Origin of the sequence: Hymenobacter negativus, assembly GCF_016056375.1 — a bacterium.
GTDB classification, from domain to species: Bacteria; Bacteroidota; Bacteroidia; order Cytophagales; family Hymenobacteraceae; genus Hymenobacter; species Hymenobacter negativus_A.
Window position 1 is genome coordinate 389,574 of the sequence record NZ_JAEDAE010000004.1, and the last position, 16,119, is coordinate 405,692.

Annotated in this window: 10 protein-coding genes; 4 read left to right on the forward strand and 6 right to left on the reverse strand. The window is 63.7% G+C overall.

What is annotated here, in order from left to right; genetic code table 11:
* Positions 1-5: 5 nt before the first annotated feature.
* The 5 genes from I7X13_RS12165 to I7X13_RS21935 form a co-directional block, all read right to left on the reverse strand.
* Positions 6-4,244 carry a beta strand repeat-containing protein gene (locus I7X13_RS12165; RefSeq protein ID WP_198075688.1) on the reverse strand — a complete coding sequence of 1,413 codons (4,239 nt, stop codon included), beginning with the start codon at positions 4,242-4,244 and terminating at the stop codon, positions 6-8.
* Positions 4,245-4,400: 156 nt separating this feature from the next.
* Positions 4,401-5,165: a LytR/AlgR family response regulator transcription factor gene (locus I7X13_RS12170; RefSeq protein WP_198075689.1), complete on the reverse strand. Its 765-nt coding sequence runs from the start codon at positions 5,163-5,165 to the stop codon at positions 4,401-4,403.
* A 207-nt stretch (positions 5,166-5,372) separates the two neighbouring features.
* The gene (locus I7X13_RS12175) at positions 5,373-7,367 is read right to left on the reverse strand and encodes a sensor histidine kinase (protein ID WP_213019068.1); all 1,995 of its coding nucleotides are present in this window, start codon (positions 7,365-7,367) and stop codon (positions 5,373-5,375) included.
* A gap of 134 nt (positions 7,368-7,501) precedes the next feature.
* Positions 7,502-7,624 (reverse strand): hypothetical protein, encoded by a 123-nt coding sequence (locus I7X13_RS21750; protein WP_262894983.1) that lies wholly within the window; start codon positions 7,622-7,624, stop codon positions 7,502-7,504.
* An 82-nt stretch (positions 7,625-7,706) separates the two neighbouring features.
* Positions 7,707-9,842, reverse strand: a complete 2,136-nt coding sequence (locus I7X13_RS21935; RefSeq protein WP_198069518.1) for a sigma-54-dependent Fis family transcriptional regulator — start codon at positions 9,840-9,842, stop codon at positions 7,707-7,709.
* A gap of 224 nt (positions 9,843-10,066) precedes the next feature.
* Between I7X13_RS21935 and I7X13_RS12185 the strand changes: the two genes are divergently transcribed.
* The 4 genes from I7X13_RS12185 to I7X13_RS12200 all read left to right on the forward strand — a co-directional run bounded on the left by I7X13_RS12185 (position 10,067) and on the right by I7X13_RS12200 (position 14,868).
* Entirely contained in the window at positions 10,067-11,431 is a 1,365-nt protein-coding gene (locus I7X13_RS12185) for a TolC family protein (protein ID WP_198069519.1), read from the forward strand.
* A gap of 110 nt (positions 11,432-11,541) precedes the next feature.
* Positions 11,542-11,991 carry a universal stress protein gene (locus tag I7X13_RS12190; protein ID WP_198069520.1) on the forward strand — a complete coding sequence of 150 codons (450 nt, stop codon included), beginning with the start codon at positions 11,542-11,544 and terminating at the stop codon, positions 11,989-11,991.
* Between the two features lie 55 nt (positions 11,992-12,046).
* Positions 12,047-13,156 carry an HlyD family secretion protein gene (locus tag I7X13_RS12195; protein ID WP_211532058.1) on the forward strand — a complete coding sequence of 370 codons (1,110 nt, stop codon included), beginning with the start codon at positions 12,047-12,049 and terminating at the stop codon, positions 13,154-13,156.
* A gap of 140 nt (positions 13,157-13,296) precedes the next feature.
* The gene (locus I7X13_RS12200) at positions 13,297-14,868 is read left to right on the forward strand and encodes a DHA2 family efflux MFS transporter permease subunit (RefSeq protein ID WP_198075691.1); all 1,572 of its coding nucleotides are present in this window, start codon (positions 13,297-13,299) and stop codon (positions 14,866-14,868) included.
* A 112-nt stretch (positions 14,869-14,980) separates the two neighbouring features.
* Here I7X13_RS12200 and I7X13_RS12205 read toward each other — a convergent pair whose 3' ends face one another.
* Positions 14,981-16,018 carry a hypothetical protein gene (locus I7X13_RS12205; protein ID WP_198069522.1) on the reverse strand — a complete coding sequence of 346 codons (1,038 nt, stop codon included), beginning with the start codon at positions 16,016-16,018 and terminating at the stop codon, positions 14,981-14,983.
* Between the last annotated feature and the right edge of the window lie 101 nt (positions 16,019-16,119).

Consider the following 16,119-nt stretch of genomic DNA (forward strand, 5'->3'; position numbering starts at 1 on the left):
AGCAACTACGGCAGCAGCTGCAGCTTGTGCGTCAGCGTTTGCGAGCCGGCTTGCACGCGCAGCGTGTAAAGGCCAGCGGGCAGGCCCTGGGTGATGACCGCCTGCTCGGCCGCGTTGGCCAGCGGCTGCTGGCGCACTACCTGGCCCAGCACGTTAATGAACGTGACGGTGCCCGTGCCCAGGGCTTTTTCCAGCCGCAGCGTAACGCTGGCGCCGGCCGTGCTGGGGTTGGGAAATACCGTGAGGGCCGTGGAAGCCACCAGCGGGCGGTTGGCGAGCGGCGTGAGGCCGATGGAAAAGGCCCCGGTGGCATCGCCCGAAGCGTAGCCTGAAACGGCCACGTAGTGCAGGCGGCGGGGCGTGAGGCCCGTCACCGTGACGTTGCCCACGGCGGTGTTGGCAGTGCCGCTGGCCTGGCAAAACACTTGGTTGAAGCCCGTGGTGCAGGTGGTGGCCGTGAACACGCGCACCATGCCGGCCGGAGCGCCGCTCAGGTAAAGCGGGGCGCTGGCGGTGGTGGGCGTCCAGGTAAACCACACGTCCTGGGGCGACACGGCCGGCGAGCAGGCCGGCGTGATGATGCTGGCTAGGTTGGTGAAGGTGCTGTTGGCGTTGGTAGTGGCCAGGCCGGCCGTGAGGGACAGGGCGCCGCAGGGCTCGTCGTTGTTGGGCGTAAGCTGTTGCAGGGTCACGCTACGGGTGTTGTTGGCCGGGGTGGGGTCGGTGAGGCCGCTGGGCAGGCTGGCGGTTACGGCCAGCGTGTAGGTGCCAAAGCTCAGCGTGAGGCCCTGCGTGAAGGTGAACTGCTGCGTGGCAGCAAAGGCCAGCGACAGGCCCGTGAACGACTGCGTAACAGGCGTGCCGCCGTTCAAGGTGTAGCTGAGCACCAGGCTGGTGAGCGTGGTGCTGCCCAGGTTGCGAACGGTGACCGTGACGGGGTTATTGCCCGGCGTCAGCGGCGAGGTGGGCGCGTCGATGCTCGCCAGTTCCACATCGTTCAGCACCACGTTGAACTCGTAGGCGCCAAGGTCGGGCGGGCTGGTGCGCAACGTGTTGGCAAAGTCGCGCGGCACGCGGGTCAGGGTGGTCGCGGTGCCGGCGCCGTCCAGGGCGGGGGACGTGGGCACGAGGCTGGCGGCATTGATGAAAGCCGGAGTGGCGGCCACGCTGTTCTGGTCGTAAGCGGCGCTGTTGGCGGCGCGCCAGTCCGTGAGCGTGGCGTAGTTGGTGTTGCCATAGCGGCAGGTGAAGCCATTGGCGACGGGGCCCACGTACAGGTCGTTGTAGTTGCTGGTGATGCTCGAGGCCGGAGTATCAAAGTTCAGGGCGTAGCGGCCCTGGGCGGCCGGCTGCGTCACCACTACCAGGTTATTCAGGAAGTCGATGCCGGTGGCTGCACCGGTTTGGTAGAAGCCGATGTTGGCCGTTTGCGCGTTGCTTGGGCTGTCCATCACAATGGTGTTGTGGTAGTAGCGCGCAAAGCTGGAGGCGGAATTGGAAATGCCGTAAGTCGTGCCGTAGCTGAAGAAATTATAAATCAGATTATTGACCACGTCATTCTCCGTACCGGCCGCGCCCGAGGTGCTGGTGAAGTAGATGCCGCTTGCCGGTAGCGCGCTGCCACTGGCCGTGTTGGGGTCGTGAATGCGGTTGCGCTCAATGGCCAGGCCCACGCAACCCGCCACGTAAATGCCCCAGAAAGTCGAAGTAGACACCCGGTTTTCGCGGTGAATGTTGTTGCCGATGATGCGGGCCCCGCTGTGGTTGGCCAGGTAAATGCCGTAGTTGAAGAAGTTGCGCACCACGGTACCCGTCACCCGCACATTTGTGCTGCGGCTGGTGGTCGAAATGCCCGTGAGCGAAATGCCGTAAGCGCCGCCGCTGATGGAGTCGTTTTCGATGCGCAGCCCGCTGGCGTCGCCGCCCGAGGCGGTCACCGTCACGGAGCCGCTCACGGCAATGCCCGCGTTGGCGGTGGTGAGGGTGGCTGTGCTGGGCGCCAGAATCGCGCAGTTTTTGATGCGGTTGTTGACGGCCTGGCCGACGAGGCTCACGCCGATGCCGTACTGCGGCGAACTGGCCAAATCGATGGTCAGGTTTTGCAGGGTCAGGTAGTCGGTGCCGTTCAGCAGCACCGCTGCCGGCTGGCCCGAGGTGCCACCGTAGCTCAGGCGCTGCTTGCCCGCGCCGCCGTCTACCACAATGGTGTCGGTGGCACTCACGCCGCTTACCTGGACCAGCGAAAATTGCTCAGTATAAGGCCCATTCAGCACGTTGAGGCGCACCGAACCGGCAATGCCCGCGCTGTTGAGCGTGGTAGCCGCCTCGGCAAAGCCGATGAAGTTGGTGGCGCTGCCCGCCGCCTGCTTGTTGATGGTGTAGGTGCCCACCATGGGCGTGTAAAAGGTTTTGCTCAGGCCGCTGCTCACGGCCGTGCTGCCGTTGGGTGCGCTGGCCGTCACGGTTAGGCCATTGCGCCCGCTCACCAGCGTCACGGGCGTCGTGAACGAAAAGCTTTGCGTGGCGCCCACGGCCAGGCCACCGGCCGGCGTCAGGGTCTGCGTCACGGCAGCCGCGTTGTTGAACACGTAGGCCAGCTGCACGGTGGTGAGGGGCACGTTGCCATTATTCAGGATGGTCACCGTCACGGTGCGCGGGCCCGTGGTCACGGGCGGGGCCGGCGAGTCGATGCTACGCAGGATGACGCCGGGCGTGTTGGCCGGCGGCGAAAACTCGTAGGCGCCCAGGTCGGGGGCCGTGGTGCTGCGGGTGGCGCCGGTGAAGTCGTCGGCCACGGCCGCGACGGGGGCGGCGGTACCGTTGAGGGCCACGGCGGTGGGGCGCAGGTTGCCGGTACTCACGCTCACGAACTGAGGGTCCACGCTCAGGCTGCTCTGGTCGAAGGAGCCGCCGTTGGCCATCATCCAGTCGGCTAGGGTAGCGTAGGGTGTGGTTTGGTAATAGCCGGTGCGGTAGGTGCTGCCGCTGCCCACCAGGTCGTTGTTGTTGCTCACAAAGCTGGGCACAATCGACGACAGCAAAATGGCGTAGTTCAGGCCCGTGCCGGTGCGGCTCATGCGCACAATGTTGTTACGAAACTCCACGTTCAGGCCCGTGGTCTGGTAGAAGCCGAAGCCGCCGCCCGTGCCGGTATTGGCCTGGTCGTTGATGTCGATGGTGTTGTAGTAGTACTTGCAGTTGTCCGACGACCCGTTGAAAATGCCGTAGGCCTGCACCCCACTCATGTCGTAAATCAGGTTGTTGGCAATGATGTTGGGCGTCGTGGACGTAGCCGCCGCCAGCGTAAACAGGTAGATGCCGTAGGAACCGGACGTAGTGGTAGAGCCCGCCGGGAAGGCCTGGTGAAAGCGGTTTTTGGCTACCGTGGCGCCGCTGGTGCCTACGGTCATGTTGATGCCGTAGAAGGAGCCGGCGCCGGTACGGTTGGGGCGCGACACGTCGTTGCCAATCACCTGCGCCCCGCTCAGGTAGCTGATATACAGGCCCGCATCGTAGCAGTCGCGCACGGTGTTGCCGGTAATCTGCACGCCGGGCGTGGGGGCTGTCAGGCTGCCCGAGCCCAGCACCGCGATGCCGTAGTAGCCGCCCACCACGGCGTTGTTTTGCAGCGTCAGGTTCTGGCTGGCGGTGGTGCCGGTGCCGGTGAGCGAGGTGGTTGAGGCATTCGACACAATGCCGGCGAAGTTGGTGCTGGTGCTAGCGGCGGCGGTCGTGGCCGTCACGGTGCAGTTGCTCAGCACGTTGTTGTCGGAATTGTTCAGCAGTTGCACGCCCCAGCCGTAGGTGGCCGTGCTGGTGCCGCCCACCGTAGCGTCTACCAGCAGGTTGTTGATGGTCACATAGTCGGCCCCGTTCAGCGTCACCACCGCCCGTTGGGCGCTGGTATTCGACCCGAACTGAATGGTGCGCCCGCCGCCGTTAATCGTCACGCGGTTGGCGGCGCTGCTGCCCGCCAGCTGGTTCAAGCTGAACTGCTCCGTGTACGGCCCGCCGCTCACCGTAATCGTCACGGGCCCGCTCACGCCGTTGGTATTCAGCGCCGCAGCGGCGTCCGTGAAGCTGGCGAAGTTGGTTCCCGCCGTGGCTTGGGCGTTGTTGATGGTGTAGGCGCCGCTCAGCGCCGTTTGGGCCCGGGCCCCCAGCAGGGTGACCAGGCTCAGGCCAGCAGCCAGCCCCAGGCGGCGCACCAGGGATGGCCGTTTGGTGGGTAAAGGTGTTTGCATGGTTTTATAGAAGGTTGATTGTGAAGAGTTGAGAGGGGAATAATGCGCCGCTTGGCGCGAAGCACCATCCCTCCGGGATGGCACAAGGCGTAGCGCGGACTTTCAGTCCGCGTTTCAGTGGCTCACGGACTGAAAGTCCGCGCTAGAATCGTTAGGCTACCCTATCGTGCGCAGTCGGCGCAGCAGCTCGTCTTGGTAAAGGCGGCTGACGGGCAGCAGTTGCTTGCCCACCTGCAAGAGGTGGCGCACGGGGTCGAGGCGCTCGATGTGCTCGATGTTGACGTAGTAGCTGCGCTGAATCTGCACGAACCGCTCGGGCGGCAGGTATTGCACCAGCTCGCGCAGGGCCATGCGCACGTGCACGGTGCGCTCGGCCAGCGTGAGGCAGCACAGCTTGTCCTCGGCCATCACCGACTGCACGTTGCTGAGTCGGATTTTTTCGAGCAGCCCGTTCTCCTTCACGAACAGCGCATCGGGCAGCGGGGCCACAGGCAGCGGCTCGGCGGCCAGCGCGGGCGTGGCGGCGTGGTGCTGGCCAAAGTTGTGCACGGCCAGGGCCAGCGCCCGGCCCAGGGCGGCCAACTCCACGGGCTTGGTAAGAAAGGCTGCCGGCCCCGTGTTCTGGGCCCGCGTAAACGTCGCGCCGTCGGTCAGGGAGGTGAGAAAGACGATGGGAATGGGGCGGTGGGCCAGTAGCTGCGCGGCCAGAGCAATGCCGTCGACGGAGCCGCGCAGGTTCACGTCGAGCAGGGCCAGGTCGATGGTTTCGGTGCGGTGCAGGGCCAGGGCAATGCGCGCGTCGGCAGCCGGGCCCACGGGCTCGTAGCCCAGGTCCTGCAGGGCGGCTTCGAGCTGCTCGGCATACAGCGGCTCGTCTTCTACCACCAACACCCGGACTACCGATTCTGCGGGCAAGGCCATTACTTGTTCGACCGGCAACAGACCGGCCGCCGAATATACGCATCCCACTCCGTCGGGCGCCCACCCGGCGGCCGGCTCCCGCGGCGCGGGCCCGGCGGTATCAGCAACATTAACAAGGGAATACGTCATGCACCAGCGGCAGCCGGCCCGGCGCTTTTCACCCATCGAGAAGCTGCCGCCGACTGCCCCGGCAAGATGACCACAACATTAAACCGTTGGTACGGCTCCGGCGCCAGTGGCCGGAATCAGGGCGCCAGTGGCGGCAATGGGGGCGCGGGGCGTTTCGGGGCTAGCCGCCGCGACGGCGGCCGGCAGCGTGAGCACGGCGGTAGTGCCCTGGCCGGGTGCGCTTTGCAACGCCAGCCGCCCGCCCAGCACCCGCGCAAATACCACGCTCAGGCGCAGCCCCAGCCCGGTAGAAGCCGGTGCCCCCGCCGGGCGCGGCGCTACCTCGCCGCTCAGCAGCTGCGGAATCCGCTCCGGCTCAATGCCCTGGCCCGTGTCCGTGACCCGGATTTCGACCCCGCCTGGCCCCGGCGCGGCGGCCAGCACAATGGCGCCGCCCGCCGGCGTGGCCTGTAAAGCATTGCTGACGAGGTTGCGCAGAATGGTGCGCGCCATGTTGGCATCGGCCCGCACGGAGCCGCCCGTGCTGGGCGCCAGCACCAGCCGCACGCCCGCCGCCTCGGCGCCCGACTGATACAGCGCCGCCACTTCGGCCAGTAGCTTTTCCACCTCCACGGGCTCTATCACCGGCACCAACTCGCCGCGTTGCGAGAGGGCCCAGTTCAGCAGGTTGTCGAGAAGGGCGCGCAGGCCCTGGGCCGCCTGGCGCACGCGCCCGCCCAGGCCGGCCAGCCGGGCCGTGTCTTGCCGCTCGATGTAGCGCGTCATCAAATCGGCTAGGCCGCTGAAGGCCACCACGGGGCTGCGCAGGTCGTGGGCAACGAGGGCGTAGAGGCGGTCCTGCTCGGCGCGGGTGGCGGTGAGTTCCTCGTTTTGACGGGCCAGCTGGGCGCGGCTGCGGCGCAGGCGCCAGCCCAGCACGCCCGCCGCCAGCAGGCCCAGCACCGTCACGCCCAGCACGGCCATGGTCAGCAGCAGGTACTGGCGCTGCTTGCGGGCCGCCAGAGCCTGCAGGCGGGCCTGCTGGCTGAGGGCGCGCACGCGGCTGCGCTGCCGCTCCGTGTCGAACTGCACTTGCAGGCGGGCCAGGGCCTCGCGCTGCTCGGTGGTTTGCAGGCTGTCGAGCAAGTGCTGTTGCAGCCGGGCCAGCCGGAAGGCCTCCAGCCCCCGGCCGGTGGCGGCCATGTAGTCGGCCAGCTGCTTGTAGCCTTCCACCATGATGCCGGGGGCCTGCAGCTGCCGGGCCTGGGCAATGCCCGTCTGCAGAAACGGCGCCGCCTGCGCCCAGCGGCCCTTCTTGCCGTAGATTCCCCCCACCGAAAGCCACGACTGGGCTTCGCCGTACGAGTTGTTGGAGCGCTGGTGTAGCCGCAGTGCCTGCCGGTGGCAATACAGCGCCGAGTCGAGGCGGTCGGCCAGCTCGTGTACCACCCCCATGATGTTGAACAGCGTGGCCAGCCCGTCCTTCGAGGCCTGGCCCTGGTAGCCGCGCATGGCGGCCCGGGCATATTGCTCCTGCAGGCGCGGCACCGAGTCAGGCACCGCCCCGCCCGCCCGCATCCAGCCCGCGTAGAGCATGGCCAGGTTGTTTTGGGCCACGATGATTTCGCCCGGGGTGGCGGCGTAGCGGCGCATCCCGGCCAGGGCCAGCCGAAAAAATCGGTCGGCCTGGGCAAACTGCTCTTCCTGCGCCGCCACGCGGCCCAGCCCCGCCCAGGCCTGCACGGCCAGCCGGGCGGCCCAGGGCCGGCGCTCGGCCCGGCGCAGCACCTCCTGGTAGTGGCGGCTGGCGGTGAGGTAGTCTTGCTGCTGCAGCGCCACGGCCGCCAGCGCGGCCAGGCACCCCAGCTCACCGGGCTCGTAGCCCAAGCGGCGCGCCAGGGCCAGCCCCTCCTGGCCAAAGCGCAGGCGCTCAGCGGCGTTGTTCAGTTCTGGCTCGCTGCACAGGCCGAGGAGCAGCTGCACGCGCGTGGTATCGGGCGGGGTGGCGGCCAGGCGCTGGCGCAGGCTGTCGGCCACGCGCGTGGCCCCGCAGCCCGGCCCAGCCAGCGCAAGCAACACCAGAAGCAAAAGCAACCGCCGCACGGAATAATGGAGTTTGGTGAGAGTTAGCTGCAATATGCCGCTTCCTTCCCGATTTCTGAACCGGCTCCAACCGAAAGAGCCCGGTGCGTCAGACACACCGGGCTCTTTTGCAGGCTTTAGGAAGGCTACTTCTTCTGCGTTTTGACAGTCTTGCCCGAGGGCTTGTCCTTGATTTCGGTTTCGTTTTTCTTCTCATCGCGCTTGGTAGCGGGGTCGGTGTGCTTCGGGGTCGTGGTGGTATTGGCCATGATTACGGAAGGTTAGGTGAATACCGATTGTACGGGCCAGCAACTCCGGCGGCTGAGCAGGCGTCCGTTTTTTCCCGTCTTCCTACCCTTCCACGCCCACCGTGCGCCGGATGCCCAGCTTTTTCATGCGGGCTTCCAGAGTCTTAGGGTTGATATCGAGCAATAGGGCCGCGCCCTGTGCCCCGCTCACCCGGCCGCCGGTGCGCGTGAGGGCGGCCAGAATGTGGTCGCGCTCCTGTTCCTTCAGCGTTTTGATGGGAGCCGCGGGCTGCGCCGGGGGCGCGGCGGTGGTGGCCATCATCAGCGGAGCGCCGGCAAAGCCCGCGAACTCCAGAAACTGGCCCTGGCTCACGATGATGGACTGCTCCAGCACGTGCTCCAGCTCGCGGATATTGCCGGGCCAGCTATAGGCTTGCAGCGCGGCCAAATCTGTCGGGCGCACCTGGCGGATGGGCTTGCCCAGCCGCTTGCTCAGGCGCTGGACGAAGTGACGCAGCAGCGGCTCAATGTCTTCGCGGCGCTCGCGCAGCGGTGCCAGCTCGATGGGAAATACGTTCAGACGGTAGTACAAATCGGCCCGGAAGCGGCCGGCAGCCACTTCGTCGGCCAGCACGCGGTTGGTAGCGGCTATCACGCGGGCATCTGAGTGCAGCACTTTGGTACCGCCCAGGCGCTCGAACTCCCGCTCCTGCAGCACGCGCAGCAGCTTGGCTTGCAGGTCAAGGGGTAGCTCGCCGATTTCATCCAGGAAAATACTGCCGCCATTGGCCAGCTCGAACTTGCCGATGCGCCGCTCCACCGCACCTGTAAAAGCACCTTTTTCATGCCCAAACAATTCACTCTCAATCAGCTGTGCCGGCAGTGCAGCGCAGTTGAGCTTGATGAGGGCGCGGGCGTGACGCGGCGAGGCGTTGTGCAGCTCGCGGGCCACCAACTCCTTGCCGGTGCCGGTTTCGCCCGAAATCAATACTGTCGTATCGGTGGGGGCCACCTGGCTGATGCGGAGCTGCACCCGCTGCAGGGCCGGCCCACTGCCCACAAAGGCGCCCGAATCGGCCCCGAAGCGGGCAGAAGTGTTGATTTCATCGACCAGGTAGGTGCGCTCCTGCTCCACATGGGCCTTGAGCTCCTCAATCTGCTCGAAGGCGAAGAGATTTTCCAGCGCCAGGGCAATCTGCGGGGCCAATGACACCACCGTGTCTAAGTCTTCGGGGCGGAAAGCCAGCGGGTTAGACGAGGCCAGGATGAGCACGGCCGCGCCATCGGTCCGCTGCCAGATGGGCACGATGAGCATGGCCCGCGTGCCGTACTCCTCGTATATCTGGCGCAGCAGCGGGTAGCGCTGGGCCTGCGCCCGAAAATCATCGGCGGTGTACAGGCCGGGGGTTTGCAACAAGTCGTTCAGCTGATGGTACATGGCCGAGCGGTCCAGCTGGTTCAGCCCATTGGTGCGATTGGGGTCGAGGGCCAGCATCGGGGCCATCAGGTCGTCGGCCGTGCGCGAGAATTCCGCGAAGCCTTCGAAGGGCTCCTGCCGCCCGGCCCGCTGCACCCGCAGGCCGAAGTAGTCAAAGGGCACCACCTTACTCAGGCCCTCGGCCACGGCCCGAAACAGCGGCTCGCGCTGCTTGATGCTGAGCAGGGCATTGGTGATGCTGAGCTGCAGGGTACGCTCCTGCTCCCGGCGCGCTACTTCCTCGAATGCCAGCGTGTTGGCCACGGCTACGGCGATGAGGGAGCCGAGTTTGCCCAACAAGATTTCATCGGCCGCCGTGAGGTTGGGCACCCGGCGCGAAGCCAGCGTGAGAAAGCCCGTCAACAGCCCGCCAATGTGCAGCGGCACCGCCGTTATGTGCTTCACGCCCAGCTTGTCAAACTTGTTGAACGGCGCGTAATTCGGATAGTCGGCCAGGTACTGCTGGGGCGTGAACTGCTGCACGCGCGGCGCCGCTACCAGCTTCTCGATGGGCGAGCCAGCGATGGGCGTGAAGTGGTCGAGGCCGGCGGGTATTACCGGCGCTTCGTCGGTACCATAGTAGTCGCGCAGAAACAGCCGCTTCATCTGCAATTCCTTATCAAACACGTTGATGCCGATAAAATCGAACGGAAAAATCAGCCGCAGCTTGGTCGTGACCACCTTAAACAATTGGTCTTTGTCGCGGATGGTCGCGATAGCCTCGTTGAGGTGGAGCAGAAGGTTTTCGTCGTTGGTAGGCACCAGCTTAAGATTAAAATCTCCTTAAATATGAGGAATAAAATTGGGGTAATTCCTAATATTTGAGGAACAGATAAGATGACGTTTCCCTTTTCAATTTACTTCATAACCGCACAACTTAATTTTAATTATCTAGTATTCAATGGGTAGATATGTAAAAACTTTCTCTCATTGGTGCTGGCATGGCTTTCGGTAAGGGCGGTGCACACCCTATGCCACTTGGCCTTATGTTTTCTCATCAACACCTCATGGGTTTTGCCGGTTTGTCGCTGTTTGGCGGTCTGCTGCTGGCCCAGCCGGCGCTGGCCCAAAACCAGCCCAGCGTGCCGGCCGCCGCTCAGGCCATTGGCCTGGCCAGCGACTCCCTAACTCTTGGCGCGACGCTGCAAGCCGTGCTCGACGCCAACCCCAGCATCACCAACCTCACCGAACTGTCGGCCGCTTCAACCAGCCGCCTGAGCCAGACGCGGGCTGGTTTTCTGCCCCAAGTAACGGGTACGGCCACTTACACCCGCATCGACCCGGTGGTGAAGCTGCCGTTCAATGGCGAAACCCTACAGTTTGCGCCCAATAACAACTACGACTTTCACCTCACCGCGCAGTACTTGCTGTTCGATTTCGGCAAGAACGAGGCGACGGTGAAAGTGGCCGAATCGCAGGTGCAGACGGCGCAGGACAACATCACGGTGGCCCGCCGCGACCTGGCCTTTAACGCCGCGCAGGTGTACTACAACATCCTGTTCATGCGCGAGAGCATCAAGGTGCAGGACCAGCAGATTGCCTCGCTGCAAGCCCATCGCAACGAAATGAACAAGCGCGTGGAAGCCGGCGTGAGCACCAAGTTCGACGTGACGACGACCGATGTTCGCATTACGCAGGCTCAGAATACCAAGCTCGACCTGCAAAACCAGCTGCGCAACCAGCAGGTGCAGCTAGCCCGCCTGCTGCACAAGCCCGCCCAAGCCGACATTCCGGTGAAAGGCCGCCTCACCTACGAGCCGCAGGCCGTAGACCTGGAAGCCGAGGTGACCAAGGCCAGCAACAACCGCCCCGAAGTGAAGCTGGCCCGCGATGCCGAGAACACGGCCGCCTTGCAAGCCCGCCTCATCGAGAAAAGCAACATGCCCAGCCTCGGCGCGGGCGTGCAGGCGGGCGCTAAAAATGGCTACATCTTGCCCGATATCGACCGGTTGCGCTTCAATACGGTGGGTGTGCTGCAGCTGTCCGTGCCAATTTATGATGGCAACAAGAACAAGAAGCAGCGCGTGGAGGCTGCAGCCATTTCCCGCGCCGCTGTGGCTCGCACCGCCGACACGCAGGAGCAAATCCGCGCCGATGTCCGGCAGGCCGTCAACAACATGGACTTCAGCCAGGCCCGCCACGAGAATGCTCAGCAGCAGGTAGCCCAGGCCACTGAAGCCCTGAGCAAAGCCCGCGACCGGTACCGCTACGGCGTGGGCCAGAACCTCGACGTGCTGGACGCCGAAACCCAGCTCGCCCAGGCCCGCTTGGCCTTGGTACAGGCCGAGTACAATTACACGCTGGGCCAGTACCAGCTGCGCCGCGCCACCGGCGAGCAGATTTGGCAATAACGGTAAATGAGCAAGTGAGTAAATGAGTAAAGTGGCTTCATGCAGCTTGTATTCATTCTCTCCAACGACCCTAAAACCTACTCATTTACTCAATTACCCATTTACCACAAATGAACCTCACCACCATCCTTTGTCCGCTCGATTTCTCGGCCGCGTCGGCTGGGCTGGTGGCCTACGCAGCGGCCCTGGCCGTGGCCACGGGTGCCGAGCTGCGACTGCTGCACGTGTGCGAGCCGCAGGAGGACCCCAGCGGCCAGCAGCCCGACGCAAAGGTGTTTGGCTCCTGCAAAGGCCGGATGCAGGAGCTACGCAACGCAGCCGAAGCCGCTGGCGTGACGCTGGTGCACACCGGCATGGTGCGCGGCGAGGCAGCCCCGGAAATTGTGGCCGAAGCCGACCGCCAACAGGCTGATTTAATTGTTATTGGCGCGCATGGTCAAACGGGCCTCACGCGCTTTTTGATGGGCACCACCGCCGAAATCGTGCTCCGCACCGCCCGGTGCGCCACCTTATTGGTCCGCGCCCCGCTCCAATCCGAAACGGCAGTGAAACCGGCCTAGCGCCGCCACCGCCCTCCTTTTTTCCGTAAAACACCGCCCCCGAATATTTACTAAGATGGCCCAGACCGAAACTTCCCCCGCCGTTCAAAACGCCCCTGCTCCTTATCCCAATGCGGCCGCCGAAGGCGAGCACCTGGAGGAGCCGAAGAAGCGTAACCCGCTTGTTCTCATCATTATGCTACTGGTGTTGCTGGGCGGCGGCTACTATGGCTTCACGCGCTACCAGTTTGCCAAAGCCCACGAAAGCACCGACGACGCGCAGGTAGAGGGCGACGTGTACCCCGTGCTGCCCCGCGTGGGCGGCCCGGTGCTCGAAGTGAAAGTGGACGACAACATGCCCGTGAAGAAGGGCGACGTCCTCGTGACCCTCGACCCGGCCGACTACCAGCAGCGCGTGAATGCTGCCGAAGCCGCCCTCGCCGCCGCCCAGGCCCAGGTAACGGCCGCCCGCGCCGGCGTAGCCACCGCCAGCGCTAACGTGCGCACTGCCCAAACCGGCATCGGTGTGAGCCAGGCCAACCAGGAGCGTCTGCAGAAAGACCTCAAGCGCAGCGAACTGCTTCGCAAGCAGGATATTATTCCGCAGAGTGAGTACGATGCCGTGCAGGCCAATCTGAAAGCGACCGCCGCCCAGCGCGCCACCGCCACCGACCAGGTGAGCGTGGCTCGCCAGCAGGTAGCCGCTGCCTCGCAGCAGATTGCCGTGGCCCAGGCCGTGGTAAAGCAGCGCCAGGCCGACCTCGACAACGCCAAGCTGCAGTTGAGCTACACCACCATCACCGCTCCCCAGGACGGCATCATTAGCAAAAAGAACGTGCAGCCCGGCCAGGTGGTAGGCCCCGGCCAGCAGCTGTTCGGCATCGTGGGCAGCGCCCGCACCTGGGTGGTGGCTAACTTCAAGGAAACCCAGCTGGAAGACATGAAAGTGGGCCAGCCCGTGAAACTGGAAGTGGATGCCTACCCCAAAGAGGAGTTCCAGGGCCACATCGAGTCGCTCTCGGCCGCTACCGGTGCCCGCTTTGCTCTGCTGCCCCCCGACAACGCCAGCGGCAACTTCGTGAAAGTAACGCAGCGCATCCCGGTGCGCATCGCCCTGGACAAAGTGGACCCTCAGCACCCGCTCCGCGCCGGTATGAGCGTGAATGCCGTGGTGCAGGTGAAGTAAGGGTTGTTTTATTCTGTCATCCTGAGCGCAGCGAAGGACCTTATCACGCTGGCGCCGCTACAATAGCGACCAACTATTTGAGCGTGATAAGGTCCTTCGCTGCGCTCAGGATGACAGAAAATTCATAAAACAGATATAAAATGGAAACCGGATTTACCAAGTGGATTATCGTTGTGACGGTGGTCCTCTGCGTTCTGCTCGAGCTGATTGATACCAGCATTGTGAACGTGGCCCTGACCCAAATGATGGGCAACCTCTCGGCCACGCAGCAGGAAGTGACCTGGGTGGTGGCCGCCTACGGCATCGCTAACGTGATTGTGATTCCGATGACGGGCTTTCTGGCCGAGCAGTTCGGGCGCAAAAACTACTTTTTCTTCTCCGTGGTGCTCTTCACGCTGGCTTCCATGGCCTGCGGCCAGAGCACCAACTTGTGGGAGCTGGTAGCCTTTCGCTTTGTGCAGGGCATCGGCGGGGGTGCGCTGATGGCCACTTCGCAGGCCATTCTGATTGACACCTTCCCGCCCAAGCAGCTGCCGCTGGGACAGGCCCTGTTCGGCATGGGCGTGATTATCGGCCCCACCATCGGCCCCACGCTGGGCGGCTACATCGTGGATAACTACGACTGGCCCTGGATTTTCTACGTGAACGTGCCGGTGGGCATTCTGGCGGCTGTCTTCACGCTGCTCTTTATCCGCGACCCGGAGCGCATCAAAAACGCCATTCCCCGGCCGCTGCGCGAGATTGACTGGGCCGGCATTTTCCTGCTGATTCTGGGCGTGGGCTCGCTGCAGCTGGTGCTGGAGCAGGGCGAAACTGAGGACTGGTTCGAGAGTGCCTACATCAACAGCTTCGCGCTGCTGGCGGCCATTGGCCTGTTGGGCTTCATTTGGCGCGAGCTCACGGCAAAAGCCCCCATCGTGGACCTGCGAGTGCTGGGCAAGAGCCGCAACCTGGCCGTGGGGTCGGTGCTGTCGTTTGTGCTGGGCTTCGGCATGTTTGCCTCGGTGTTTATTCTGCCCATTTTCACCCAGCGCATTCTGGGCTTCACGGCCGCCCAAACGGGCTACATGCTGCTGCCTGGCGCGCTGGCTTCCGGCTTCATGATGCCGGTCATTGGCCGGATGCTACAAGCCGGAGTGCCGCAGAAGTTCATGATTCCCACCGGCTTCCTCATCTTTTTTGGCTTCACCTTCTGGATGGCCAACGTCATTTCGCCCACCGCCGGCGAGTCCGACTTCTTCTGGCCCCTGATGGTGCGCGGCCTGGGCATGGGCCTCATCTTCCTGCCCATTACGACCATGAGCCTGGCTGGCCTGAAAGGCAAAGACGCCGGCCAGGCCGCCGGCCTCACTGGCATGATTCGCCAGCTCGGCGGCTCGTTTGGGGTGGCCATCGTGGGCACCTACCTGGAGCGCAGCATTGCCCAGAACCGCATCAGCCCGCTGGCCCACATCTCGCTCTACGACAATGCCACGGTGCAGCGCATCCAGGCTTTCACGCAGAACTTCATGGCCCACGGTTTCTCGATGGAACAGGCCCAGAAACAAGCCTACGCGGCGCTGGAAGGCATTCTGATGAAGCAGGTATCCATCATCACCTACTCGCAGGTGTTCGCCATGATTGGCCTGTTCTTCGTGTGCTGTCTCCCGTTGGTGCTTCTCATCAAGCGCGCCAAGAGCAACGAAAAAATTGACCTGAACGCGGCACACTAAGCTCAGGAAAACGCTATGCTATGTGGCTTAATTAGGTGACCGTTAAATTATTGTATAATTAAAAAGGGCTTCCCGCATTTAGCGGGAAGCCCTTTTTAATTGGCCCAACCAGTTACTGATACTGAATGTACAGCGGCTTGGGCGTGAGTTGCGTGAGCACCTCCACCGGGGTCATCATGTGGTGGGGCTTGGGTTTGGGGTCGTATTCGTAGAACAGCTTGAAGCCGGTGTATTGCACGGGCTCGGTCTGGATGTAGTCGTGGTACGAGTCCTTTTTCAGGGTGGGCTCGCCGTGGCCGTCCATGTGCATCACCACCTGCACGCGCGGGTCGAGCTTGATGTTTTTGTAGTTGGTCAGCATCTTCCGAGTGAAGCGGTGCACCGTCAGTACTTTGGGCGGAAGCTTGTTCTCACTCACAATGCGGGCCAGGTAGTTGATGGTCCAGTTCACATCTTTGGCGTCGAGGGTGCCGATGCGCTGGTTGGGCCGAATGCCGGGCATGGTAGCCAGCGAAAACTCGGGGTCGATGCCAAGGTGAATGTCGGGCTGCTTGAGGTAGGCCTCCAGCTTTGGCACTTCCACCTGCAGGGTGCTGTGGCCGGGCTGCACGTCCAGAAACAGGATGCACTTGTGCTCGCGGGCCCAGGCAATCACCTCTTCGATGGTGGCTTTGGAGTTCATCAGGCGCCACTTGCCGTCCTTGCCGGGCGAGCCCTGAGCCGTAATGGTCACGTTGTGCAGCGCGGCCTGCACGGGAATGCTGGGGTCGGCGGCCTGCCACTCTTTCAGCACGCCTTCAAACTTGCGGAACATCTGCTCCTTGGGCTCGCGGCCGAGAATGCCCATGCCTTTCGAACGGATGTTGCCATAGAAAGCCACGATGCGGTGGCCCGGCAGGATGGCGCCCGGCAGCTGACCGGTTTTGCGGGCAATGCTGTCGGCCTTCAGCGAGTCGCGGCGCATGGCCTGCATCTTCAGCTTGATGGTATCGACGGGGGCGGGCTTGTCGGCGCTGTCGCCGGTGGCCGCCGTGGTGCCGTCGGCGCCTTTTTCGCCCTCGGCGGGGCGGGTGGAACAGGCGGGCAGGGCCAGGGCCGCCATCAGGCCCAGGGTAGCGACGAACGCGCTAGAGGTTGCGTTTAAAGACACTGATAATGGGGAACAAAGCGAGCAATAGTTAGCTCAAAGGTAAGCGTTTCCGTCGGGCCTGTTGGCGGCCGCGCAATTAAAACCGGCTTAAATCCTGCGTC

Excerpts from the sequence above, each read along its gene's own strand:
- I7X13_RS12165 (WP_198075688.1), bottom strand. The coding sequence starts at position 4,244 with ATGCAAACACCTTTACCCACCAAACGGCCATCCCTGGTGCGCCGCCTG.
- I7X13_RS12170 (WP_198075689.1), bottom strand. The coding sequence starts at position 5,165 with ATGGCCTTGCCCGCAGAATCGGTAGTCCGGGTGTTGGTGGTAGAAGAC.
- I7X13_RS21750 (WP_262894983.1), bottom strand. The coding sequence starts at position 7,624 with ATGGCCAATACCACCACGACCCCGAAGCACACCGACCCCGCTACCAAG.
- I7X13_RS12185 (WP_198069519.1), top strand. The coding sequence starts at position 10,067 with ATGTTTTCTCATCAACACCTCATGGGTTTTGCCGGTTTGTCGCTGTTT.
- I7X13_RS12190 (WP_198069520.1), top strand. The coding sequence starts at position 11,542 with ATGAACCTCACCACCATCCTTTGTCCGCTCGATTTCTCGGCCGCGTCG.
- I7X13_RS12195 (WP_211532058.1), top strand. The coding sequence starts at position 12,047 with ATGGCCCAGACCGAAACTTCCCCCGCCGTTCAAAACGCCCCTGCTCCT.
- I7X13_RS12200 (WP_198075691.1), top strand. The coding sequence starts at position 13,297 with ATGGAAACCGGATTTACCAAGTGGATTATCGTTGTGACGGTGGTCCTC.